The sequence below is a fragment of the Streptomyces sp. NPDC008313 genome (assembly GCF_042956125.1).
Taxonomy (GTDB): Bacteria; Actinomycetota; Actinomycetes; order Streptomycetales; family Streptomycetaceae; genus Streptomyces.
The window spans coordinates 1-26483 of the sequence record NZ_JBIBFR010000046.1 but is presented as its reverse complement, the minus strand read 5'-3'; the positions used below and the strand labels follow the sequence as shown (position 1 = coordinate 26483).

Sequence of the window (26483 nt, the reverse complement as noted above, 5' to 3'; positions counted from 1 at the left end):
GCCCTCGCCCTCCTCGACGCCGCCCTGACCACCCACACCGGCCAACCCGTCCAGATCCCCCTCCGCATCGACACCGCAGCCCTACGCACCCAGACGACACAGCTGCCTTCCCTCCTTCAGGGTTTGGTGAGGGCACCGGTCCGTCAGGCGGCCGGCTCCGAGTCCGGTGCCTCGGCGCTGAAGGAGCGGCTGGCGTCCGTCCCCGCTTCCGAGCGGGCACGGGTGCTGATGGACGTCGTACGCGGTGAAGTCGCCGGCGTCCTGGGCCACGCGTCGGTCGACGCGGTGGAACCCGACCGGGCCTTCAAGGAACTGGGCTTCGACTCGTTGACCGCGGTGGAGCTGCGGAACCAGCTGAACGCGGTGACCGGCCTGCGCCTGCCCGCCACACTCGTGTTCGACTACCCGAGTGCTCAGGCTGTCGTGGAGTACCTCGACACCGCCCTGGGCGGTGCGGAGAAGGAGACGGCGTCCACTGTCCTCGCCCCCCGGGTCATGGAGGACGATCCGGTGGCGATCGTTGGGATGGCATGTCGCTTCCCGGGTGACGTGGTCTCGCCCGAGGGGCTGTGGCGGCTGGTGGCGGACGGCGTCGACGCGGTGTCCGAGTTTCCGACCGACCGTGGCTGGGACGCGGGCGTCTTCGATCCGGAGCCGGGGCGCGCGGGGAAGACCTACGCGCGAGAGGGCGGTTTCCTCTACGACGCCGCGGACTTCGACCCCGGCTTCTTCGGGATCAGCCCCAACGAGGCCCTGGTGATGGATCCCCAGCAGAGGCTGCTGCTGGAGACGTCCTGGGAGACGTTCGAGCGGGCCGGTATCGACCCCGCGACCCTCAAGGGCAGCCCGACCGGTGTGTTCGCCGGTGTCATGTACCACGACTACGGCCTCGGCGACGAGGCGGCCACCACCAGCGGGGGCAGCCTGGTGACCGGCCGCATCGCTTACACCCTTGGCCTTGAGGGGCCCGCGGTGACGGTGGACACGGCGTGCTCGTCGTCGCTGGTCGCCCTGCACCTCGCCGTCCAGGCGCTCCGCTCGGGCGAATGCTCCCTGGCCCTGGCCGGCGGCGTCGCCGTGATGTCGACGCCGGGCATGTTCATCGAGTTCAGCCGGCAGCGCGGCCTCGCCGCGAACGGCCGGTGCAAGTCCTTCGCCGCGGCGGCCGACGGCGTGGGCTGGGCCGAGGGCGCGGGCATGCTCCTGGTGGAGCGGCTGTCCGACGCCCGCCGCAACGGACACCCCGTCCTCGCCGTCGTCCGCGGCAGCGCCATCAACCAGGACGGCGCGAGCAACGGCCTCACCGCCCCCAACGGGCCGTCGCAGCAGCGCGTCATCCGTCAGGCCCTGGCCGGGGCGGGGCTGTCGGCAGCGGACGTGGACGCGGTCGAGGCGCACGGTACGGGGACGACGCTGGGTGACCCGATCGAAGCACAGGCGCTGCTGGCGACGTACGGGCAGGACCGTCCGGCGGACCGGCCGCTGTGGCTGGGCTCCATCAAGTCGAACATGGGCCATGCCCAGGCGGCGGCCGGGGTCGGCGGCATCATCAAGATGGTCATGGCCCTCCGCAACGGCGTGCTGCCGAAGACCCTGCACGTCGACGAGCCCAGCCCGAACGTGGACTGGAGCGCGGGTGCTGTGGAGTTGCTGACCGACAACCGGGAGTGGCCCGCCCCGGAGGACGGCCGCCCGCGACGGGCCGGGATCTCCTCCTTCGGCATCAGCGGTACGAACGCGCACGTGATCGTGGAGGAACCCCCGGCCGAGACGCCCGCCGAGGACGACGGGGCGGATGCTCCCGCCGACGGATCGCCGGTGGTGCCGTGGATGCTGTCGGCGCGCAACAGTGAGGGCCTGGTCGCCCAGGCGGATCAGCTCGCCCGATGGGCCGCCGACCGCCCGGACCTGTCGATCAAGGGTGTCGGTTTCTCGTCCGTGACGACGCGGTCGGCTCTGGAGCACCGGGCTCTGGTCGTCGGGCGGGACCGGGATGAGCTGCTGGCGGGGCTGGCAGCGGTCGCCGAAGGACGTGGCGGACCGCTGGTCGGCCGGGCTCGTCCAGGTGGCCGTACGGCGGTCCTGTTCACCGGTCAGGGCAGCCAACGACTCGGAGCGGGCCGGCAATTGTATGCGGACTTCCCCGCCTTTGCCGCCGCCTTCGACGCGGTGTGTGCGGAGTTGGATCCGTTGCTGGGGCGGTCGTTGCGGGAGGTGGTGTGGGGTGAGGATGCCGGGCTGTTGAACCGGACTGTCTTCGCTCAGGCGGGGTTGTTCGCGGTGGAGACGGCGTTGTTCCGGTTGGTGGAGTCGTGGGGTGTGCGGCCGGACTTCGTGGCCGGGCATTCGATCGGTGAGCTGACTGCCGCGTACGTCGCTGGTGTGTGGTCGTTGAAGGACGCGGCGAGGCTGGTCGCGGCGCGGGGCCGGTTGATGCAGGCGCTGCCCGAGGGCGGGGCGATGCTCGCCGTCCAGGCGACGGAGGACGAGGTCTCGCCGCTGCTGAACGCCGAGGTGGGTCTCGCGGCCGTCAACGGGCCCTCGTCGCTGGTCGTTTCGGGCATCACGGGCGCTGTGGACGTCATCGAGGAGCATTTCACGGGACTGGGGCGGAAGACGACCCGGCTGCGGGTGTCGCACGCTTTCCACTCCCCGCTGATGGAGCCGATGCTGGCCGAGTTCCGTGCGGTCGCCGACTCGCTCACGTATGCCGATCCGTCGATCCCGGTCGTCTCGAACCTGACGGGTGCCGTTGCGTCCGCTGAGGAGCTGCGTGACCCGGGTTACTGGGTGCGCCATGTCCGTGAGGCCGTGCGGTTCGCCGACGGCGTGCGGGAGTTGAGGGCGCAGGGCGTCACCCGCTTCGTCGAGTGTGGCCCGGACGTGGTGCTGACCGCGCTCGCCCGGAAGACGCTTGAGGGCGACGACTTCACCTTCGCCGCGCTGCTGCGCAAGGACCGTGCCGAGGACACCACCGCCGTCAGCGCACTCGCGCAGGTCTTCGCGTCGGGCGGTGAGGTCGACTGGCCGGCGTTCTACGCGGGCCGGGGCGCCCAGCGCGTCGACCTGCCCACGTACGCCTTCCAGCGCCGCCGCTACTGGGTCGACGCGCAGGCCGGTACGGCGGACGTGACCTCCGCCGGGCTCGGCGCGACCGAGCATCCGCTGCTCGGCGCCACGCTCACCCTCGCCGGCACCGACGGGGTCGTCCTCACCGGCCGGCTGTCCACTAGCACCCAGCCCTGGCTCGACGATCACCGGATCGGCGACACCATCCTCTTCCCCGGTACCGGCTTCGTCGAGTTGGCACTGCACGCCGCCGACCAGACGGACTGCAATCACCTCGACGAACTCACCCTCCAGGCCCCCCTCGTCCTCACGGACAACGGCGCCGCGCAGATTCAGGTGGTCCTCACCGGGCCCGACGACGACGGACGCCGCACGCTCACCATCCACTCCCGCGCGCAGACGTCGGAGCGGGAGCAGCCCGCCCCCTGGCTGCTGCATGCTCAGGGCACGGTGAGCAGCACGTCGTCGGTGGAGCCCGGCGAGGAGCACACGGTCTGGCCGCCCGACGGTGCCACTCCGCTGGCCACCGATGACGCGTACGCGGTGCTGCTGGGCCAGGGGTACGGGTACGGCCCCGTGTTCCAGGGGTTGCGGGCGGCCTGGCGGCGCGGTGACGACCTGTTCGCGGAGGTCGCCCTGCCCGAGGAGGCACACGGCGACGCGGCACGCTACGGACTTCACCCGGCGCTGCTCGACGCCTGTCTGCACGCGGCGTTGCTCACCAGGGGCGCCTCGGACAGCCCCGACGACCCCGACGACCTCGACGACCTCGACGAGAGCGTCTCCGGTGAACGGACGTTGCTGCCGTTCGCCTGGTCCGGGGTGGAACTGCACGCCACGTCCGCTTCGGCGGTCCGGGTGCGGCTCTCGACGTCCGGTGAGGACACCGTGTCCCTGGCGCTGACCGATACGGAGGGCATGCCCGTGGCCACCGTACGGTCGTTGGTGTCCAGGCCCGTCACGGAGGCGCAGCCGGTCGCCGGCGCCGCCTTCCATGGCGACCTCTACCAGCTGGACTGGGTGCCCGCGCCGGTGCCGTCCGAGCCGCCGGTGGTCACCTGGAGCCGCTGGGAGGACGTCGTCCACGCCGGTGACGACGGGACCCTGCCGGAGGTTCCTGAGGTGGTCGCGCTGTACTGCGACGCCCGTACCGGCACCGTCAGCGACTCCGCCGCCCGCCCCGGCAGTGGGCCCGGAGGCACCGACGGTGGTGCGGCAGGCCTGGACGGTCGTACCGTCCGCGAGGCCACGCACCGTGTGCTCGGTGTGCTCCAGGCGTGGACGGCTGACGAACGCTTCACGTCCTCCTCCGCCACCCTGGTCGTGCTCACCCGGGGTGCCGTGGCGCCGGAGGGCGAGGACGTGACGAATCTGGCAGGTGCGGCGGTATGGGGCCTGGTGCGCGCGGCCCAACTCGCCCATCCGGGCAGGATCGTGCTCGCCGACCTCGACGCCCCGGCCGCTGCGACCACCGAGGCCCGCACCTCCGGCCGCGACGCGGACACGGCGGCGGCGCTCGCCGCCGTCATGGCGTCCGCCGAGCCCCAGGTAGCGGTCCGCGGAGGTACGGTCCGCGCGGCGCGGCTCGCCAGGGTCCCGGTGCCGGGCGGCGACGCGGCGGCCGGTGCCGTCGATTCGGGCGGAGGCGCCGGACCGGGTGCCACCCGCTTCGGTACCGGGGGGCCGGTCCTGGTCACCGGTGCGGCCGGCATGCTCGGACGGCTGGTCTCCCGGCATCTGGTGACCCGGTACGGGGTGCGCGACCTTCTGCTCACCAGCCGCCGTGGGGAGGCCGCGCCGGGCATGGCCGGGCTGCGGGACGAACTGACCGCGCTGGGGGCCCGGGTCGAGCTCGCCGCCTGCGACCTCACCGACCGTGACGCGGTGGCCGGACTGCTGGCCGGCCGGCGGCTCGCCGGGGTCGTGCATCTCGCCGGTGTCCTCGACGACGGGGCCATCGCCTCGCTGACCCCTGAACGGATGGACACGGTGCTGCGGCCCAAGGTGGACGCCGCTCTCCATCTGCACGAACTGACGGCGGACATGGACCTTTCGGCGTTCGTGATGTTCTCCTCGGCGGCGGGCACCCTCGGCAACGCGGGGCAGGGCAACTACGCTTCGGCCAACGCGTTCCTGGACGCCCTCGCGGCTCACCGCCGGGCCCGCGGTCTCGCCGGTCAGTCCCTGGCCTGGGGGCTGTGGGGGAGCGACACCGGCATGGCCGGGGAACTGGCCACTGCCGATCTGCGGCGTATGAGCCGCGTCGGTATCGGCGCCCTCTCCGCCGAACAGGGGCTCGCCCTCTTCGACACCGCGGTGGGTCTGGACCGGGCGGCCGTCGTCCCCATCAGCCTGGATGTCAGGGTGCTGGCCGAGGCCGGTGCGGAACTGCCGGTCCTGTACCGGGGGCTGGTGCGCGGCACCGTGCGCCGGTCGGCGGCCGGGGCGGCGGCGGACGGCGGCGACCGCTCCGTGACGCTGCGGCGGCGTCTCGCCGCCCTGACGCCGCAGGAGCGGGCGGCGGAGCTGCTGGACGTGGTGTGCGCGCAGGCGGCGTCCGTTCTCGGGCACGCGACGACCGGGGAGGTGGAGCCGGACCGTGCGTTCAAGGACCTCGGGTTCGATTCGCTGACCGCCGTCGAGTTCCGCAACCAGGTGAACTCCGCCACGGGTCTGAGGCTGCCCGCGACGCTGGTCTTCGACTACCCCAACGCACGCGTGCTCGCCGAGCGGCTGCGCGAGGAGCTGGCTCCCGACGAGCCGGCCGGGGACGACGTGGTGGAGGAGGCGGAGGTCCGCCGGGTCCTCCAGGCCATCCCGTTCAGCAGGCTGCGGGACGCGGGTCTGATGGATGCCCTGCTGCGGCTCGGCGGGCTCGGTGACGGAACCGCCGACGAGGCGGCCGCGGCTGAGGAGGAGCAGGAGTCCATCGACGAGATGGACACCGAGACCCTCATCAGCATGGCTCTCGACGGACTCCCCGCCGACGACCGCGTCTGACCCGGCTCGCCGAAGCGGCCCCCTTGCCCCCACCGGCCCGCTCACCCGAGTCACCCGCTCGCGCGAGTCACCCGCTCGCGCGAGTCACCGGCTCGCGCGAGTCACCGATCCATCGCCCCGTCTCCCTCATGTCCGCACGTACCACCGCACGTACCACCGAGGAGTGGTTGGAAATGCATCTGGCGCCCAGTGCCAAGGGTCACGCGCCCTTCGGCGAGTACAGGACGTGGTTCCGTGTCACCGGGGACCTCGGGTCCGGGCGGCCCGCGCTCGTGGTCGTGCACGGGGGGCCGGGCAGCACGCACGACTACCTGCTCAACCTCACGGCACTGGCCGAGGACGGTGTGCCCGTCGTCCACTACGACCAGATCGGCAACGGCGGATCCACTCATCTGCCGGACCGCGGGGCCGACTTCTGGACGCCCCGGCTGTTCCTGGACGAGCTCGACAACCTGCTCGCCCACCTGGGCGTGGCCGACAACTACGTACTGTTCGGGCAGTCCTGGGGCGGGATGCTCGCCGTCCGGCACGCGGCCCGTCGGCCTGCCGGGCTGCGCGGACTGGTCGTGGCGAACTCGCCGGCGTCGTACCCGCTGTGGCTGCGGGAGATGAAGGTGCTGCGCGACCGGCTGCCGGAGGGGGTCGACGAGACCCTGCGACGGCACGAGGCCGCGGGCACCACGGACAGCGAGGAGTACTTCGAGGCCATGCGCCCCTTCTACGAGCGGCACGTGTGCCGGCTGAAGCCGTGGCCGCGGGACTTCATGGCCTCGTTCATGGAGGTCTACAACGATCCGACCGTCTACTCCACGATGAACGGTCCCAGCGAGTTCCACGTGATCGGAACGCTGCGCGACTGGTCGGTCGTGGAACACTGCGCGGACGTCGCCGTGCCGACGCTGGTCCTCACCGGCGGGCACGACGAGGCCACACCGGTGACCGTGCGGCCGTTCCTGGACCTCATCCCCGACGTGCGCTGGGAGATCCTGGAGGAGTCCAGCCACATGCCCCACCTGGAGGAGCCGGAGCGCTTCCTCGAGGTCCTGCGCGGCTACCTCGCCGGGCTCCCTCACCAGGACTCCTGAAGGCTCCTGAAGGCCCCCTGCCCGGCCCGGGAAAAGCGATGTTAAGGGCAGGGCAGGGGGGGTTCTAGGGGTTCCTGCGGGAAATCATCAACTACCGTTGTCCCCGGCTCCAAGGCAACTTCACCGAATCTCTCGCGAATGCCGGAAGAGTGCCCTGAAGAACCGCGGAAAGCCGTGGAGAACCGCGGAGAATCGCGGGGATCCGGTCGGAAATTCATTGTTCCCGGATTTTCGCGGCCCTCGAATTCTCGTATTCCAGAATGTCGCAACACTGTCCGTGGTCCACGAGACCGGAGGAAATATCGAATGTCCCAGCTGACTCTCAGCTCATTCGAGACAGTGCGTTTCCGTGCCCACGGACCACGCCAGATCGACGAGATCACCAAGCGCTACGGCCTGCCGGCGGACGTCCGGGAGACGGTCCGGGTGGTCTCCCAGGTTCTCCCGTTCCGCGTGAACGAGTACGTGCTGTCGCAACTCGTCGACTGGGAGAACATCCCGAACGACCCGATGTTCCAACTCGTGTTCCCGCAGCGGGGCATGCTCGCCCCCGAGGACGAGAACCGGGTGTCCCGCGCCCTCGCGACCGGCTCCCGGGCCGAACTGAGAGCCGTGGTGGCGGAGATACGCTCCCGCCTCAATCCGCACCCCTCCGGGCAGAAGGAACTCAACGTCCCCAGTGACGACGGAGTCGCCCTGCCGGGGATGCAGCACAAGTACCGCGAGACGGTGCTCTACTTCCCGGGGCACGGCCAGACCTGCCACAGCTACTGCACGTACTGCTTCCGCTGGGCGCAGTTCGTCGGGGACGCCGATCTGCGCTTCGCGGCGCCCGGCCCCGACCAGCTCATCGGCTACCTCCGCAAGCATCCGGAGGTCAGCGACGTGCTCGTCACCGGCGGCGATCCGATGGTGATGACCACGGAGCGGCTGCGGTCGCACATCGAGCCGCTGCTCGCCGTGGAGAGCGTGCGCACCATCCGTATCGGCACCAAGTCCATCGCCTACTGGCCGCACCGCTTCGTCACCGACCAGGACGCCGACGACGTCGTGGCACTCTTCGAGAAGGTCGTCGACTCCGGACGCAACCTCGCGGTGATGGCCCACTTCAGCCACCCCCGCGAGCTGGAGACCGACCTCGCCCGCCGGGCGATCGCCCGCATCCGGGCCGCCGGCGCCCTCGTCTACTGCCAGGCTCCGCTGATCGCCCACGTCAACGACGACGCCGCCACCTGGAACGAGATGTGGCGCGCCGAACTCGCCGTCGGCGCCGTCCCCTACTACATGTTCGTGGAGCGGGACACGGGCCCGTACGACTACTTCCGGGTGCCGCTGGCCGACGCCGTGGACATCTTCCAGACGGCCTACCGCACCCTGCCGGGTCTTGCCCGGACCGTACGCGGGCCCGTCATGTCGGCCACCCCCGGCAAGGTCGCCGTGGACGGGACGACCGAGACCCCGCGGGGACGGTACTTCCAGCTGCGCATGCTGCAGGCCCGCAATCCCGAACTGGTCGGCCGGTCGTTCCGGGCCCGCCACTCGTCCGACGCCGCATGGGTCGACGACCTCGAACTGGATCCCGACACCGCGCCCGACCTGGTGGCCGCGCTGCGCAGCGGCGTCCACAAGGCCTGACGGTACGGCGGACCGAAAGGAGACGGCCATGCCCGGCCGGAACGTGTCACCCAATCTCGCGCTCAACCAGCTCGTGGCCGAGCGGACCGCGGCGGGGGAGTCCCTGGTGCACCTCGGGTTCGGCGAGGCGCGGCTGCCCGCCTTCGCCCCCCTGCTCGACCGGCTCGCGGCGGGCGCGCGGCGCAACGCCTACGGTCCCGTCGCCGGCGGTCCGGACGTGCGCGAGGCGCTGGCCGGCTACTTCACGCGCCGCCGGATGCCCACCGACGCCGACCAGGTCGTCGTGGCGCCCGGCAGCAAGCCGCTGCTGATGGCCCTGAACATGACCGTCCCCGGCGACGTGCTGCTGCCGCGGCCCTGCTGGAACACGTACGCCCCGCAGGCCGAGTTCATGGGAAAGAAGGCCATCGGGGTGCCGATCCCCGACTCCTGCGGCGGCGTCCCCGACCCGGCCGCGCTCCGCGAGGCCATCCGCGCGGCCAGGCTGCTCGGCCACGACCCGCGCATCGTCGTCGTCACCCTGCCGGACAACCCCACCGGGACGCTCGCGCCGCCCGCGCTGGTCCGGGAGATCTGCGCGATCGCGGAGGACGAGGACCTGCTCATCGTCTCCGACGAGATCTACCGGGACGTCGTCCACGACCCGGCGACCGAGGTGCTCAGCCCCGCCGAGGTGGCGCCCCGGCGCACCGTGGTCACCACCGGCCTGAGCAAGAGCCTGGCGCTGGGCGGATGGCGCATCGGCGCCGCCCGCTTCCCGGAGGGCCCCTGGGGCCGCCGGCTGCGTGACGGCGTGGTCTCGGCCGCCAGCGAGGTCTGGTCCACCCTGGCAGGCCCCATGCAGGAGGTCGCCGCGTACGCGTTCGCCGAGCCGCCCGAGATCCGTGACCGGCTCGCCGCGACGGCCCGGCTGCACGGCGCGGTCGCCCGTGAGGTGCACCGGATCATGGTCGCGAGCGGCGCCGTGTGCCGGCCGCCGACCGGCGCCTTCTACGTGTACCCGGACTTCGAACCGCTGCGCGGGGAACTGGCCGCGCTCGGTGTCACCGACTCGCTGTCCTTGCACGAGCACCTGGTCGACGAGTTCGGCGTCGTCGTCCTCGCCGGACACCACCTCGGTGACGACGCGGGCGCGCTCCGGTTCAAGGCGGCCACCAGCATGCTCTACGGCGACACGGCCGGGCAGCAGGAACAGGCCCTCGCGGCCGCCGACCCGCTGACCCTGCCGCACGTGCGGGACGTCCTCCTGCGGATCGAGGAGACCTTCACCAAGCTCGTCCCGTAGGCCCCCGCCCGTCAGGACACCCCGCCGCGTACGCCCGTCGTGCGCCTTCACGCCCGCGGTGTCCCTCGTGTCCTTCGCCGTACCGCCCCGTCCACGTCCGTCGTTCGTCGAGGAGAGAACAGGACCGATGACTACGCAGGCCCAGCCCGACACCGGCAGCGCGCTCGTCTTCCCCGGCATGGCGCCCACGCGCTTCCCGGACGTGGCGAAGTTCATGCTGATCAACCCGCACGCCCGCAGGCTGCTGCGGATCGCGGACGACGCCCTCGGCTACTCCCTCTTCGACCGGTACCGGGAGGCCGACGGCGACTACACCGAGTACGCGCAGGTCGCCTTCTTCGTCAACTGTGTCGCCCTCGCCCACTGGGCCCAGGAGGAGCACGGCCTGCGGCCCGACGTCTGTGCCGGACCCAGCTTCGGCAGCAAGGCGGCGGCTGTCTTCTCCGGCGTGCTGGACTTCGCCGACGCCGTGCGGATGACGGCGCGCATGGCCCGGTGCGAGAACGAGTACTTCGCCCGGGAGTACCGCGACGCGGTGACCCTCTCGTTCACCCGTACCCCCCGCGCGCAGCTCGACGAGGTGCTCGCCGAACTGGACGCCCGCGGCGAGTGGTACGACATCTCGTGCCACATCGACGACGACTTCTACATGGTGTCCCTCGACTCCGGCAGCGTGGAGTGGATGGAGAAGCAGCTGCGCTCCCTCGGCGGCATGCCCCTCTACACCATGCGTCCCCCGATGCACTGCGCCGCCTTCGGACCCCTGCGGGACAGGATCGAGGACGAGGTGCTGGCCGGCCTCACCTTCGCCGACCCCACCCTGCCCGTCGTCGCCGACCAGGACGGCGCGGTCCTCACGACGGGCGACGGGATACGGCGGATGCTCCTCGACGGCTACGTCCTGCCGGTGCGCTGGCCGGACGTCGTGACCACCGTCAAGGAGCGGTTCGGCGTCGGCACGATGTACGTGTGCGGCCCCGACAGCCTGTTCGGGAGGGTGGGCTGCACGACCCGCAACTTCGAGGTCGTGCACGCCAGTCCGAGGGCGGCCATGCTCCCGCGCCGGGCTGCCGCCGTCGCCTAGGGCCGCTCGTCCGGACCGTGCCGGGAGAGCCCGTGCGGTCCGGACGAGACCCCTGACGGCGGCGGTCGCCCGGTGCGGGAGCCGGCAACGCCCTTCGGTGACCACGGTCACCGAAGGGCGGTCCCGGATCGCGGCACGCGTCAGCGGCGCCCGGCGAGTCCCGCGACGGCGTTCCAGAGCGTGTCGGGCGTCGCGAAATTGTCCATCGTCAGCGCGTCGTCCACGAAACGCACGTCGTACGCGCTCTCCAGAGAAGCGAGCAGTTCGACCATGCCGAGTGAATCCAGGCCGAGATCACGGAGATCGGCCCCGGATTCCAGCTTCTCGCCGTCGTTGAGAAACGGAAGATGCTTGCGCAGGGTCTCCTCGAACTTCTCGTCCCACATGATGCGTTCCCCTTCCGATGGTGAATCCGGACCACTGCGCAGAATATATTCCTCCCGCTCCTCGGAAATGAGCTCGGCCACCCCCTATTCAGGCCGCGGAAGCCCCCTTATCCGGAGAAAGAATGTTGAAGACGATCGAGGACGCGCTGCACGCGCGGTTCCTGCGCGGGCTCGCCGTGTCCGAGCGGGGGACGGCCCTGCGCACCGGCGAACGGACCGTCTCCTACGAGGAGATGCACACCCTCGCCCTCCAGTGGGCGGGCTCGCTGCTCGCGGACCCCGCCGGTCCGCCCCGGGTGATCGGGGTGCTGGCGGCCAAGGGCGTGGAGGCCTACGCCGGCATCCTGGCCGGGCTGTACACGGGCGCCACGGTGGTCCCCCTGCACCCCGGGTTCCCGGTGGCCCGTACCCGGCGGATGCTGCAGGACGCGGGTGTCCAGGCGGTCGTGGCGGACGACCAGGGCCTCGCCTGCCTCGCGGACCTCGACGGCGCGACCGGCCCCCTGCCCGTACTCGCCCCGTACAGCGCCGGCGGGGACGGCCGCCCGCGCCGCATCGCTGTCTCACCCCGCGACGCGCTCACCGCACCGCGTCCCGTCGCCCCCGAAGACACCGCCTACGTGCTGTTCACCTCGGGCTCGACCGGCCGGCCCAAGGGCGTCCCCATCTCCCACGGCAGCACCCGGCACTACTTCCGCCTCATGGACGAGCGTTACGACTTCGGCGCGGACGACGTCTTCTCCCAGACGTTCGACGTCAACTTCGACTGCGCCATGTTCGACATGTTCTGCGCGTGGGGCGCCGGCGCGAGCGTCCACCCGGTCCCCCTCCAGGGCTACCGGAACCTGCCCGCGTTCCTCGCCGCACGCCGGATGACCGTGTGGTTCTCGACGCCGAGCACCATCTCCCTGATCCGCAGGACCGGCGGCCTCGCCCCCGGCGCGCTGCCCACCCTGCGCTGGAGCCTGTTCGCCGGGGAGGCGCTGCGCGAGAGCGACGCCGCCGACTGGCAGGCGGCGGCGCCCCGTTCCACCCTGGAGAACATCTACGGCCCGACGGAACTCACCGTCACCGTCACCGGGCACCGCTGGTCGCCCGACACCTCGCCGGGCCTGTGCGTGAACGGCCTCGTCCCCATCGGCACCGTGCACGAGGGGCACGACCACCTCCTGCTCGGCGAGGACGGCACCCCCACCGACACCGAGGGTGAACTCGTCGTCACGGGACCGCAGATGACGGCCGGCTACCTCGACCCGGAACACGACCGGGGACGCTTCCTCCAGCACGGCTCCCGCACCTGGTACCGCACCGGCGACCGGGTCCGGCGCCTGGACAACGGCGAACTGATCTACCTCGGCCGCCTGGACGCCCAGGTGCAGATCCAGGGCTGGCGCGTGGAACTGGCCGAGGTCGACCACGCCGTACGCGCCTGCGAGGGCGTGCAGGACGCGGTCACCGTCACCCGGGAGACCGACGACGGCACCGAACTCGTCGTGTTCTACACCGGCGCCGCGTCGTCGCCCGCGGCCCTCGCGGGACGGCTGCGCACCCTGCTCCCCAAGGGCATGGTCCCCAAGCACTACCGGCACGTCGAGGAGTTCCCCCTGAACTCCAACCGCAAGGTCGACCGGCCGCGGCTGAGGACCGAGGCGGCACGGCTCCTGCCCGGCACGGCACCCATCCACTGACCCAGGGTCCGCTCGACCCGACGACCAACCCCTCAGCACGGAACTGGAGAAGACCATGTCCGACGCCACCACGGCCGGCCACGACACCCCCTTCGCGAGGACGATCACCGGTCACGCGGACTCCCTGCACCCGGAAGGCTTCGACTGGGACCCGGACCGCCAGGCGTTCCTGGTGAGCTCCACCCGGCACGGCACCGCGTCGATCGTCGACGGCCACGGCCGCGTCACCCCGCTGGTGACCGACCCCGACCCGCGGATCGTGTCCACCGTCGGCATCACCATCGACCTGCCCCGCAACCGGCTGCTGCTTGGCTACCACGACCTCGGCATCGGCGCCCGCTCGACCCCCGAGACCAATCTCAAGGAGTCCGGGCTCGCCGTCTACGACCTGACCACCGGGGAGGAGCGGTTCCTCGTCGACCTGGCCCTCGGCCCCGAGCCCATGCACGCCGCCGACCGGATCGCCCTCGCCGACGACGGCACCGCCTACGTCAGCGACCCCGCCGCGAACAAGATCTACCGGGTGGGCGTCGACGGCAAGGCCGAGGTGCTCGTGGACAGCCAGGCCCTCTCCCCGGGCTGGGAACTCGGTACCGGCGCCGGTGTCATCGGCATCCGCGCCCTGTCCGGCGGACACCTGCTGGCGATGCACTACACGACCGGACTGCTCGCCCGCGTCCGCGTCGACACCGGAGAGGTCCGCCAGGTCGAACTGGAGAAGCCGATCATCGGCGGCGACGCGTTCGCGCTGCGCGCCGACGGCACCATGGTGGTCGTCAGCAACAAGCTCGCCAACGAGAACGGCGAGGACGCGGTGACGGTCCTCAGCCCCGTCGACGACGACTGGTCCGCCGCCAAGACCGTCCACCACGAGCCGTGGCCGGAGCAGAACCCGACCGACGTCCTGCCCACCCCGCACGGCGACTACGTGCTCAGCGGACGCCCGGAGAAGCTGTTCCAGGGCGAGACCGCCGACGACTTCGTGCTGCGCCGCATCTGAGCCGGCGGGGCCGGGGCCATGCGCCCCGGCCCGCCGCCCCGCGTACGGAACGTGCCGTGCCCCGGTGGTCACCCACCGGGGCAGGGCACGTTTCCCGTCACGGCCCCACCGGGCCGGACCGCTCTCAGGCCTGCGCGGCCTCCGGCGTCTTCGCCTCCGACCAGGTGAGCATGGCCCGCAGCGCCAGCGTCAGGTCGTGCCCCGACGGAGCCCGGTCCGGGTCCACCAGCCACTGCGCCATCACGCCCGTGGCCAGCGCCTGGAAGAACGCGCCGACCGCCTTCAAAGACTCCTCGTCGAGATCCCCGGCGGTCTCGCCGGCGATGCTCTTGAACAGCTCCATCATCGTCCGGCGGCCCTGCTCGATACCGTCGGCGAGCGCCGACTGCAGCTCCGGCACCCGGTCGACCTGCGCGAAGACCTCGAAGCTCGCCAGGAGCAGTTGGCGGCGCGTCGTGTACTTCTCGACGATCTGGGTCCAGGCCGCCTCGAAGCGCTCGACGGGCGGCGCGTCGGGATCCGAGTCGGCGACCTCGGTCGGCTGGATCTCCTGACCGGTGTCGTCCAGCGCTTCCAGGAGCGCCGCGTTCAGCAGCGCCTCCTTGGAACCGTAGTGATAGCCGATGGACGCCAGGTTGGCGCCGGACGCCGCGACGATGTCACGCGTCGTGGTACGGCCGTATCCCTTTTCGATCAGGCAGCGCTTCGCGCCGATGAGCAGGTCTTCACGATGTCCCATGCCACAACCCTAATCCACGTCTTATACATTCGTTTCATACAGTGCTGTAAAGGTGGGCGACGACGCAACCTCTTCGCGGCCGTTGCCGGCTGAGCGAAATCGCCCGGCAGCGCGGCCGCGCCCGGGGGCGGCCGTCCGGAAGCCGAAGGCCCGCCGCGTGAGCGGCGGGCCTCGCCCCGTGGGCCGTCCCCCGTCAGACCCCGGCCACGGCCGCGAGCGCGGCGCGGTCCGTCTTCCCGTGCGCCGTCACCGGCCAGTCGTCCAGCACGTGCAGTTCCCGGGGTGCCATGTACGCGGGAAGCGTCTCCGCGCAGAACGCGCTCAGCTCCGTCCCCTTGGGCGCCGGGACGTCCGGAGCCATGGAGACGAACGCCCCCAGCACCGGATCCCGGTCGGCGCGCTGGATCACCAGCACGGCCGCCGCCGTGATCCCCGGGTACTCGAGGATCTTCCGCTCCACCTCGCCCGTCTCGACCCGGTTGCCGCGGATCTGGACCTGGGAGTCGATCCGGCCGCAGAAGTACATCTCACCGCCCCGCCCCCGGTAGGCCAGGTCGCCGGTGCGCAGCACCAGCTGGCCCGAGCGGGGATCGAGCGGGTCGGGCACCTGGGCGGCCCGGGTGGCCTCCGGATCGTCCCAGTACCCGGTGAACAGGGCGGGGGTGCGCAGATGGATCTCGCCCATGACCCCCGGCTCCTCGACGACCCGGCCGGACTCGTCGACGATCATCATCTCGGCGCCCGGGTGGGCGAACCCGATGGACAGCTTCTCCAGGTCCTCCGGCAGCGGATTGGGCACATCGGTGAACGAGCAGGCCATGGACTCCGTCGCGCCGTAGCAGTTGACGATGCGCGCCTGCGGCAGCAGCTCCTGCAGTCTGCGCAGCTCGGGCAGCGGGAAGTCCTCGCCGCAGAACAGGATGCCGCGCATCCGGTGGAGCTCCGCGAGCTGCGCGGCCTCGTGGCGCAGCGCCGACCGCCAGATCGACGGCACCCCGTCGACCTGCGTCACCTCCATCTCCTGGAGGAACCGCACGAAGCGGCGCGGCCAGCGCAGGGTGTCGCGCGGCACCGGGACGACGGCGGCACCGCTGCCCAGCGCGAGACCGATGTCCAGCAGCGAGAAGTCGAACTGCAGCGGCGAGGTGGTGGCGACCCGGTCGTGACGGGTCACGATGGCGTGCTGCAGCATCCCCCGGTAGAACGAGACGACGCCGCGGTGGCTCATCACCACGCCCTTAGGCCGGCCGGTCGTCCCCGAGGTGAAGATCATGTAGGCCGTGTCGGTGCCGACCGGCTCACGGCGGTGCCTGACCCGGGGCTCGGGCCGGCGTTCCACCAGCAGCCCCTCCGGCCCGAACTGCCCCGTCCCGACGTCGCCCGGCACCCCCTCCCTGCGGCCGTCCACCGCCTGGACGTACAGGGCGGGCCCGACCGTCTCCATCACCGTCAGCAGGCGCTTCAGCGGAGTCTCCGGACTCACCGGGACGAACGTCAGCCCGAGCGACGAACACGCCAGGAACATGGCGATGGACGAGCCCGAGGTGTCCGACTCCAGGATCACCCGGTCGCCCAGGTCGAGACCCAGACCGTCCAGCGTGGCCGCGTAGTCGTGCACCCGCTGCTCCAGCTGCCGGAAGGAGAGCACCGAGGCCCCGCCGTCCGGCGAGGCCTCGACGACGGCCGGCGCGTCGGGTGTCACCCGCGCCCAGGCGAGCATGAAGTCGTGCATCCGGTCGACCGGCGCGGAAACCGGTACGGATATTTCTTGGCGCAAGCTCACGTGATTCTTCCCCCATCACTGGCGGCGAGTTCTATGTAGCCCTGGATTCACTGGATCTTTCGTCCCGGCAAGGGGCGTACACGCGGTCGGCCCGGAGCTGTCGAGCACGGAACCTACGAGGACCGGCCGGATGCGCGACCGACACTCAATTCGTCGGCCGGTAATGGCGCAATTCTCGGACCATGAACAGGATTCCTATCACGCGCCGCACCTCCGGGCAAGGTTCTCCCTCGCAACTCAGGGGCCCTCGGCGCCAGTCGGCACCGGCCCCTGCCCGTCGCGTATTTCCAGGCCAGGAGCTCCGGGGTATTTCCTAGGGGTGCCTAGGGGTGTGGCCACGGCTTTTGCCTCGCGTACCGTGCGGTTGCGTGGCCGCCTGGCGGTGAGGCCTGTCTGCAGGATTAATCGATAACGTGGAGTGTGCCTCGATGAGCGAGTCTGGGATTTTCCTTTCCGGCGGCGAGGACACGCCGGCGGACCGTTTGCTTTCGGCGCGGGAACTGGGGGGAATTCCGGTTTCCGAGCAGCGCCGCATCCTGCTCGGTCTGGTACGGGAACAGACCCGCCTCATGCTGCGCAGGGTCCGCCCCGACGAGGACACGGCCGTCGACGTCGTACGCCCCTTCCGCGAACTGGGTCTCGACTCCCTGGCCCTCGTCGAGATGCACGCCCGGCTGAACGCCGCCACGGGGCTCGCCCTGCCGGTGACGGTCGCGTTCGAGCACCCGACCCCCGCGCTGCTCGCCGAGTACCTGCGGGCGGAGGTGCTCGGACTGTCGGACGACACCCCCGAGCCCGAGCCGGTCGCGCCCGCCGACGACGAGCCGATCGCCGTCGTCGGCATCGGCTGCCGCTTCCCCGGCGGGATCTCCTCACCGGACGACCTCTGGCGCGTGGTCGCCGAGGACCGGACCGTCACCGGCGACTTCCCCCGCGACCGGGGCTGGGACCTGGACCGCCTCTTCGACGAGAACCCCGACGCCCCCGGCCGGAGCTACGTCCGCAAGGGCGGATTCCTCACCGGCGTCGCCGACTTCGACGCCGAGTTCTTCGGCATCAGCCCGCGCGAGGCGCTCGCGATGGACCCGCAGCAGCGGCTGCTGCTGGAGACCGTCTGGGAAGCCGTCGAACGCGCCGGCATCGACCCCACCTCGCTGCGCGGCACCCGCGCCGGCGTCTTCATCGGCGCCGGCGCCCACGAGTACGGCGTCCGCTCCCACGAGGACTCCCAGGGCACCGACGGCTACCTGCTGACCGGCACCGCCCTGAGCATCGCCTCCGGCCGCGTCGCCTACAACCTGGGACTCGAAGGCCCCGCGCTCACCATCGACACCGCCTGCTCCAGCTCCCTCGTCTCCCTGCACCTCGCCGCCGAGTCCCTGCGCCGCGGCGAGTGCTCCCTCGCCCTGGCCGGCGGAGCCACGGTGATGGCGAGCCCCGCCACCTTCACCGAGTTCAGCCGGCAGCGCGGCCTGGCCCCCGACGGCCACTGCAAGGCCTTCGCGGGCGCCGCCGACGGCACCGGTTTCGCCGAGGGCGTGGGCGTCCTCGTCGTCGAACGCCTCTCGGACGCCCGCCGCAACAGGCACACCGTCCTCGCCGTCGTCCGCGGCAGCGGCATCAACCAGGACGGCGCCAGCAACGGCCTCACCGCACCCAACGGCGCCTCCCAGCGGCGCCTCATCCGCCGCACCCTGGCCACCGCGGGCCTCACCACCGACCAGGTCGACGTCGTCGAGGCCCACGGCACCGGCACCACCCTCGGCGACCCCATAGAGGCCCAGGCCGTCATCGCCACCTACGGACAGGACCGCGCCGACGGACACCCGTTGTGGCTCGGCTCGGTCAAGTCGAACATCGGGCACACCCAGGCCGCCGCGGGCGTCGCCGGGATCATCAAGATGATCGAGGCGATGAGGCACGGCGTCCTGCCGAGGACCCTGCACGTCGACGAACCCTCACCCAACGTCGACTGGTCGGCGGGCGACGTACGCCTGCTCACCGAACCCGTGCCCTGGCCCGCCGGCGACGAGCCCCGCCGCGCAGGCATCTCCGCCTTCGGCGTCAGCGGCACCAACGCCCACATCGTCCTCGAGGAACCGCAGCCCGAGGACACCGTCCCGCTCGACGCACGCCCGGCCGACGCCTCCTCCACCGCCGCCCACACCCCGCTGCTCATCTCGGCCAGGAACGACGCCGCCCTGCGCGACCAGGCCGCCCGGCTGCTGCACCTCGTCGACGCCGACACCGGCCTGACCCCCGCCGACCTGGGCCACTCGCTCGCCACCACCCGCGCCGCCCTCGGCGAACGCGCCGTCCTCGTCGTCAAGGACCGCCCCGCGCTCCGGGACGGACTGCGCGCCCTCGCCGCCGGGGAGAACGGCCCCGACCTGTACCGCGGCACCGCGCACGGCGGGGGAGTCGCCTTCCTCTTCACCGGCCAGGGCAGCCAGCGCGTCGCGATGGGACGCGGCCTGTGCGACGCCTTCCCGGTCTTCGCCAAGGCACTCGACGAGGCGGCCGGCTACCTCGACCTCCAGCTCGAACGCCCCCTGCGCGACGTGCTGTTCGCCGCCGAGGGAACACCCGAGGCGGCGCTCCTGGACCGCACCGGCTACGCCCAGGCCGCCCTCTTCGCCGTGGAGACGGCCCTGTTCCGCCTGGTCGAGTCCTGGGGACTGCGCCCCGACTTCCTCGCCGGCCACTCCATCGGGGAGCTCACCGCGGCCCACTGCGCCGGCGTGCTCTCCCTGGAGGACGCCGCCACCCTGGTCGCCGCGCGCGGCCGGCTCATGCAGGAACTCCCGGAGGGCGGCGCGATGCTCGCCGTCCAGGCCACCGAGGACGAAGTCCTCCCGCTGCTCGGCGGGTCGGTGGGGATCGCCGCCGTCAACGGACCGACGTCCGTCGTCGTGTCCGGCGCCCTCACCGCGGTCGAGGCGGTCGCGGAGCACTTCACCGGACTCGGCCGCAGGACCAGCCGGCTGCGGGTGTCCCACGCCTTCCACTCACCGCTCATGGAGCCCATGCTGGCCGAGTTCGAGCGGATCGCCGAGATCCTCACCTACTCCGCGCCCGGGATCCCCGTCGTCTCCAACGTCACCGGACGGCTCGCCACCGCCGACGAACTGTGCTCCCCCCAGTACTGGGTACGCCACGTCCGCCAGGCCGTCCGCTTCGCCGACGGCGTCCGCCACCTGGCCGCCAGCGGCGTCGGCACCTTCCTGGAACTCGGCCCCGGCGGCGTGCTGTCCGCGATGGCCCAGCAGACACTCGACACCGACGACGCCCTCTGCGTCCCCGTACTGCGCCGCGGCCGGGACGAGGAGCGCGAACTCCTCGGCGCCGTCGCCCGCGTCCACGCCCACGGCGCGTCCCTCGACGGCGCCGCCCTCTTCGCCGACCGCGACGCACGCCGCGTCGACCTGCCCACGTACGCCTTCCAGCGCCGCCGCTACTGGCTGACCGCGCCGCCCGCCGAGGGCGACGCGCCCGGCCTCGGCCAGACCGCCGTCACGCACCCGCTGCTCGGCGCCGCCGTGAGCCTCGCCGGGGCCGACACCGCCGTCCTCACCGGCCGCCTGTCCCCGCGCTCCCAGCCCTGGCTCGCCGACCACGTCATCTCCGGCGTCACCCTGCTGCCCGGCACCGGCTTCGTCGAGCTGGCGATCCGCGCCGGGGACGAGGTCGGCTGCCCGGTCGTCGAGGAACTGACCATCGAGGCCCCGCTGGTCCTGCCCGCCGAGGGCGGCGTCGCCGTCCAGGTCGTGGTCGGCGGCGCCGACGACGCGGGCTCGCGGCCCGTCGAGGTGTTCTCGCGGGCCGAGGGCAACGACCCGTCCGGCGGCGACGCCCCCTGGACGCGGCACGCCACCGGACTCCTCGGGCGGACCGCGGGCACCCCGCACTCCGACCTCACCACCTGGCCCCCGCCCGGCGCCCAGCCCCTCGACGTCACCGGCCTGTACGACGACATGGCCCGCGACGGCTACGGCTACGGCCCCGTCTTCCGGGCCGTCAAGGCCGCCTGGCGACGCGACGGCGAGGTCTTCGCCGAGGTCGCCCTGCCCGACGAACACCGCGCAGCGGCCGCCGCCTTCGGACTCCACCCCGCCCTGCTCGACGCCGCCCTGCACACCGCCGACCACACCGATCCGGAACCGGTGACGGACCAGGTCCGCGTCCCGTTCTCCTGGAACGCCGTCACCCTGCACGCCGCCGGGGCCGCGACCGTACGCGTCCACATCACCGCCACCGGACCCGACGCGCTCTCCCTCGACCTCGCCGACACCGCCGGCGCACCCGTCGCGAGCGTCGGCTCCCTCGTCCTGCGCCCGGTCTCCGCGCAGCAGCTCCACGCGGCCCGCACCGGCAGCGGCGGAGCGCTCTACCACGTCACCTGGCGGCGCCTCACCGCCACCGACCAGCCCCGAGCCGTCGAAACCGCCCATTGGGACGGCAGCGCCGACGCCCTGGACCGGCTGGCCACCGCACCGGCCGGCACCCCCGCCGCCGTCTTCCTCGACACCCCGGACGGCCCCGCGGACACCGATGTCCCCGGCCAGGTCCGCACGGCCGTCACCCACGTGCTCGACGCCGTACGCGGCTGGCTCGCCGACGAACGCCTCGCCGACAGCCGCCTCGTCGTCCGCACCCGCGGCGCCGTCCGGGCGACCCCCGACGACCGGCTCCTCGCCCACCAGGCCGCCGTATGGGGCCTCGTACGCTCCGCGCAGGCCGAGAACCCCGACCGGATCGTCCTCCTCGACACCGACGACACCGACGAAACCGCTGCCGGCGCCACCCGCCACCCCGTACCGGACGCCCTGACGACGGCCGCCCTCCTCGCCACCGGCGAACCCGAGATCGCCCTGCGCGACGCCGTGCCCTGGGTCCCGCGCCTGACCGCGGACCGGACGCCCGCCGCATCCGACGCCCCCCGCTGGGACGACGGCAGGACCGTCCTCATCACCGGTGGCACCGGCGGCCTCGGCGGCCACCTGGCCCGCCACCTCGTCACCCGCCACGGCGCCCGGCACCTGCTGCTCACCAGCCGCCGCGGCCCCGACGCCCCCGGCGCCCGCGAACTCGCCGCCGAACTCACCGAGGCCGGCGCCGACGTCTCCGTCACCGCCTGCGACATGTCCGACCGCGCGGCGGTCACCGCCCTGCTCGACGGCATCCCCGCCACCCACCCCCTGGGCGCCGTCGTCCACACCGCGGGCGTCGTCGACGACGGCCTCGTCGCCACCCTCACCCCCGAACGCGTCGACACCGTACTGCGCCCCAAGGCGGACGCCGCCTGGCACCTGCACGAACTCACCCGGCACCTGGACCTCACGGCCTTCGTCCTGTACTCCTCGATGGCCGGCCTCCTCGACGGAGCGGGCCAGGGCAACTACGCGGCCGCCAACGTCTTCCTCGACGCCCTCGCCGGACAGCGCAGGTCCCAAGGGCTGCCCGCCACCTCCCTCACCTGGGGCCTGTGGACCGGCGACGTCGGCATGGGCGCCCACCTCGACGAATCCGCCCTGCAACGCGCCCGCCGCCTCGGCATGGAGGGCCTCGCCCCCGAGGACAACCTCGCCCTGTTCGACCAGGCCGTCACCGCCGGCCCCGCGACCGTGGCGCCCCTGCGCATCGACTTCGACGCGCTGCGCGCCCGCGCCGACGGCGTCCCCGCCCTGCTGCGCGACCTCGTGCGGGTCCCCACCCGCCGCGCCGCCGCGCGCACGGCCGGCCCCGCCCTCTCCGACACCGTGCGGCGCTGGGCCGGACTCGACCCCGCCGAACTGACCGAGAACCTGCTCGACCTCGTCCGCACCCAGGTCGCCGACGTCCTCGGCCACGACGGCGCCGCGTCGATCGGACCCGCCCGCGCGTTCAGCGAGATGGGCTTCGACTCGCTCGCCGCCGTCGAACTCCGCAACCGCCTGGGCTCCGTCACCGGCCTGCGCCTCAGCGCCACCCTCACCTTCGACTACCCGACCCCCCAGGCCCTCGCCGACCACCTCGCCACCAAGGTCGTCAAGCCCGCCGCCGGACAGCTCCCCGGCCGGCCCGCCGCCGCCGTCGCCGCCACCGACGAACCGCTGGCCATCGTCGGCATGGCCTGCCGCTACCCCGGCGACGTCACCTCCCCCGAGGACCTGTGGCGACTGGTCGCCGCGGGCGAGGACGTCATCACGCCCTTCCCGGCCGACCGCGGCTGGGACCGGGACCTCTACGACCCCGAACCGGGCACACCCGGCAAGAGCTACGCCCGCGAGGGCGGCTTCCTCCACGACGCCGCCCAGTTCGACGCCGCCTTCTTCGGCATCAGCCCCCGCGAGGCCCAGGCCATGGACCCCCAGCAGCGCCTGCTCCTGGAGACCGCCTGGGAGACCCTGGAACGGGCCGGCATCGACCCGCACTCCCTCAAGGGCAGCGACACCGGGGTCTTCGCCGGAGTGATGTACCACGACTGGGGCCTGCGCATGGGCCCGCTGCCCGAGGACGTCGCCGGCTACCACGGCAACGGCAGCCTCGCCAGCGTCGTCTCCGGCCGCGTCGCCTACTCCCTCGGCCTCGAAGGACCGGCCGTCACCGTCGACACCGCCTGCTCGTCGTCCCTGGTCGCCCTGCACATGGCCGCCCAGGCCCTGCGTTCCGGCGAATGCTCCCTCGCCCTCGCCGGCGGCGTCACCGTCATGTCTACCCCGGACACCTTCGTCGACATGAGCCGCCAGGGTGGCCTGTCCGCCGACGGACGCTGCAAGTCCTTCGGAGCCGGCGCCGACGGCACCGGCTGGGGAGAGGGCGTCGGCCTCCTGCTCGTGGAGCGCCTCTCCGACGCCCGCCGCAACGGCCACCGGGTACTCGCCCTCGTACGCGGCTCGGCCGTCAACTCCGACGGCGCGAGCAACGGCCTCACCGCCCCGAACGGCCCCTCGCAGCAGCGCGTGATCCGCCAGGCCCTGGCCGCCGCCGGACTGAGCGCGGCGGACGTCGACGCCGTCGAGGGACACGGCACAGGCACCACCCTCGGCGACCCGATCGAGGCGCAGGCACTGCTGGCCACGTACGGCCAGGAACGCGCGGAGGACCGGCCGCTGTGGCTGGGCTCCATCAAGTCGAACATGGGCCACACCCAGGCCGCCGCCGGAGTCGCCGGTGTCATCAAGATGGTCATGGCGATGCGCCACGGCCGGCTCCCGCGCACCCTGCACGCCGACGACCCGAGCCCCCAGGTCGACTGGACCGAGGGCGCCGTACGACTGCTCACTCAGCCCCAGGGCTGGCCCGCCGCACCGGGCGGACGCCCGCGACGGGCCGGCATCTCCTCCTTCGGCATCAGCGGCACCAACGCCCACGTCGTCATCGAACAGGCCCCCGACGCCGCGACACCGGCGGCGGACACCTCGCGGCCCACGGGCACCGACGACCGCCCCGCCGTCCGGACCCCCCTGCTGCCCTGGGTGATCTCCGCCAGGACCCCGGAGGCACTCCAGGCCCAGGCGGCCGTACTGCGCCACCGCCTGGACAACCTCATGGACGACGAACTGGCGCCGGCCGGGCGGACCCTGGCCACCTCGCGCGCTCTGCTGGAGGAGCGGGCCGTGGTGGTCGGGGACGGCCGGGACGCTCTCGCCGACGGACTGGCCGCGATCGCCGACGGCACGGGGACGATCGTCGCACAGGCCCTGCAGGGCAAGACGGCGGTGCTGTTCACCGGGCAGGGGAGTCAGCGGCTGGGGATGGGGCGGGAGTTGTATGCCGCGTTCCCTGTCTTCGCTGCCGCGTTCGATGCTGTGTGTGGCGAGTTGGATCCGTTGCTGGGGCGGTCGTTGCGTGAGGTGGTGTGGGGTGAGGATGCCGGGCTGTTGAACCGGACTGTCTTCGCTCAGGCCGCTTTGTTTGCGGTGGAGACGGCGTTGTTCCGGTTGGTGGAGTCGTGGGGTGTGCGGCCGGACTTTGTGGCTGGGCATTCGATCGGTGAGCTGGTTGCGGCGCATGTTGCTGGTGTGTGGTCGTTGAAGGATGCGGCTGTGCTGGTGGCGGCGCGGGGCCGGTTGATGCAGGCGTTGCCGGAGGGCGGGGCGATGCTCGCCGTCCAGGCGACGGAGGACGAGGTTCTGTCGCTCCTGGATGACGAGGTGGGTCTCGCTGCGGTCAACGGGCCGTCGTCCGTGGTGGTTTCGGGCACGGCAGCAGCTGTGGGCGTCATTGAGGAGCACTTCGCGGGGCTGGGGCGGAAGACGACCCGGCTGCGGGTGTCGCACGCCTTCCACTCCCCGCTGATGGAGCCGATGCTGGCCGAGTTCCGTGCGGTCGCCGACTCGCTCAAGTATGCCGATCCGTCGATCCCGGTCGTCTCGAACCTGACCGGTGCCGTGGCGTCCGCCGCTGAGCTGCGTGACCCGGGCTACTGGGTGCGGCACGTCCGTGAGGCCGTACGGTTCGCCGACGGCGTGCGGGAGTTGAGGGCGCAGGGCGTCGTTCGGTTCGTCGAGTGCGGGCCCGATGCCGTGCTGACCGCGATCGCGCCGCAGAGCCTCGACGGCGACGACGGCGTCATGCTCACCGCGCTGCTGCGCAAGGACCGTCCCGAGGACGCGTCGGCCGTCACCGCGCTCGGCCGGCTGTTCGCGGCGGGCGGCTCGGTCGACTGGTCCCCGTTCTACGCCGGTCACGCTTCCCGGCACGTCGACCTGCCCACGTACGCCTTCCAACACCAGCGCTACTGGCTCGACTTCCCGCAGGTGAGTGCCGGGGACGTCGGTTCGGCCGGCCTGGAAGGCATCGATCACCCCCTGCTGACGGCCGTGGTCGTGTCACCCGACTCCGACGGTCTGGTGCTGACGGGCCGACTCGCTCTCGACACCCACCGGTGGATCGCCGACCACGATGTGCTGGGCCGGGTTCTGCTGCCGGGCACCGGGTTCGTGGAGCTGGCGGTCCGCGCGGGTGATCAGGTCGGCTGCGGCGTCGTGGAGGAGCTGACGCTGGAGGCGCCGCTGGTCCTGTCCGCCGAGGGTGGTGTCGCGGTCCAGGTGGTCGTGGGCGCCGCCGACGTGGAGGGCTCGCGCTCGGTCGAGGTCTTCTCCCGCGCCGAGGGAGCGGACATGCCGTGGACGCGGCACGCGGCTGGACTCCTGGGACGCACGGCGACCGCACCGGACTTCGACCTGACGGCATGGCCCCCGCCCGGTGCGGCGGTTGTGGACGTCGAGGGCGCGTACGAGCGGCTGGCGAACCGGGGGTACGGCTACGGCCCGGTGTTCCAGGGGCTCAAGGCGGCCTGGCGGCGCGGCGACGACGTCTTCGCCGAGGTCGCGCTGCCCGAGGACGCGTGGGCGGAAGCCGCCAGCTTCGGCCTCCACCCGGCCCTGCTGGACACGGCGATGCACGTCGACCTGCTCCTCGACGGGACCGAGGAGGACGAGGGCGCGACCCTGCTGCCCTTCTCCTGGAACGGCGTGTCCCTGCACGCCGGCGGTGCCTCCTCCCTGCGCGTCCACATCAGGCGCGTACGCGGTGAGGAGGTCTCGGCCATCGGCGTCGCGGACATGACCGGGCAGCTCGTGGCGACCGTCGAGTCGCTTGTCTCCCGGCCGGTGTCGGTGGGGCAGTTGGAGTCGGCGGGTGGTGCGGCGGACCGGTCGTTGTGGCGGATCGGCTGGAACCCGGTGAGTGTCGAGGCGCCTGCCTCGTCCGGCGGGGTGCTGCCGGTGTGGGACGACCTCGCGG

General features: G+C 72.4%; 11 protein-coding genes. 8 read left to right on the top strand and 3 right to left on the bottom strand.

The genetic code is table 11. The annotated features are described in order from the left end of the window. The 5 genes from ACFY93_RS34090 to ACFY93_RS34070 all read left to right on the top strand — a co-directional run. Window positions 1–6069, top strand: a 6069-nt coding sequence (locus tag ACFY93_RS34090; protein WP_391365805.1) for an SDR family NAD(P)-dependent oxidoreductase, incomplete at its 5' end; no start/stop codon positions are given. A gap of 173 nt (window positions 6070–6242) precedes the next feature. Continuing rightward, entirely contained in the window at window positions 6243–7154 is a 912-nt protein-coding gene (locus tag ACFY93_RS34085; RefSeq protein WP_391365807.1) for a proline iminopeptidase-family hydrolase, read from the top strand. A 306-nt stretch (window positions 7155–7460) separates the two neighbouring features. After that, window positions 7461–8789 (top strand): KamA family radical SAM protein, encoded by a 1329-nt coding sequence (locus ACFY93_RS34080; RefSeq protein ID WP_391365804.1) that lies wholly within the window; start codon window positions 7461–7463, stop codon window positions 8787–8789. A 28-nt stretch (window positions 8790–8817) separates the two neighbouring features. Continuing rightward, the gene (locus ACFY93_RS34075; protein WP_391365803.1) at window positions 8818–10074 is read left to right on the top strand and encodes an aminotransferase class I/II-fold pyridoxal phosphate-dependent enzyme; all 1257 of its coding nucleotides are present in this window, start codon (window positions 8818–8820) and stop codon (window positions 10072–10074) included. Window positions 10075–10201: 127 nt separating this feature from the next. Beyond that, window positions 10202–11158 (top strand): ACP S-malonyltransferase, encoded by a 957-nt coding sequence (locus ACFY93_RS34070; protein ID WP_391365802.1) that lies wholly within the window; start codon window positions 10202–10204, stop codon window positions 11156–11158. A gap of 140 nt (window positions 11159–11298) precedes the next feature. On the opposite strand, the gene ACFY93_RS34065 is transcribed toward ACFY93_RS34070, so the two are convergent. Continuing rightward, window positions 11299–11625 (bottom strand): phosphopantetheine-binding protein, encoded by a 327-nt coding sequence (locus tag ACFY93_RS34065; protein ID WP_391365801.1) that lies wholly within the window; start codon window positions 11623–11625, stop codon window positions 11299–11301. Window positions 11626–11666: 41 nt separating this feature from the next. Between ACFY93_RS34065 and ACFY93_RS34060 the strand changes: the two genes are divergently transcribed. Together ACFY93_RS34060 and ACFY93_RS34055 are read left to right on the top strand one after the other, a co-directional pair. Then, a complete protein-coding gene (locus ACFY93_RS34060) occupies window positions 11667–13232 on the top strand; it encodes an AMP-binding protein (RefSeq protein ID WP_391365800.1) in 1566 nt (521 codons plus the stop codon). A gap of 55 nt (window positions 13233–13287) precedes the next feature. Beyond that, entirely contained in the window at window positions 13288–14232 is a 945-nt protein-coding gene (locus ACFY93_RS34055) for a hypothetical protein (RefSeq protein WP_391365799.1), read from the top strand. A 124-nt stretch (window positions 14233–14356) separates the two neighbouring features. Here ACFY93_RS34055 and ACFY93_RS34050 read toward each other — a convergent pair whose 3' ends face one another. Both ACFY93_RS34050 and ACFY93_RS34045 read right to left on the bottom strand, forming a co-directional pair. Continuing rightward, window positions 14357–14971, bottom strand: a complete 615-nt coding sequence (locus ACFY93_RS34050) for a TetR family transcriptional regulator (RefSeq protein WP_391365798.1) — start codon at window positions 14969–14971, stop codon at window positions 14357–14359. 193 nt (window positions 14972–15164) lie between these two features. Continuing rightward, window positions 15165–16748: an AMP-binding protein gene (locus ACFY93_RS34045; RefSeq protein WP_391365806.1), complete on the bottom strand. Its 1584-nt coding sequence runs from the start codon at window positions 16746–16748 to the stop codon at window positions 15165–15167. 434 nt (window positions 16749–17182) lie between these two features. Between ACFY93_RS34045 and ACFY93_RS34040 the strand changes: the two genes are divergently transcribed. Beyond that, the coding region (locus ACFY93_RS34040; protein ID WP_391365797.1) for an SDR family NAD(P)-dependent oxidoreductase at window positions 17183–26483 on the top strand (9301 nt) is incomplete at its 3' end.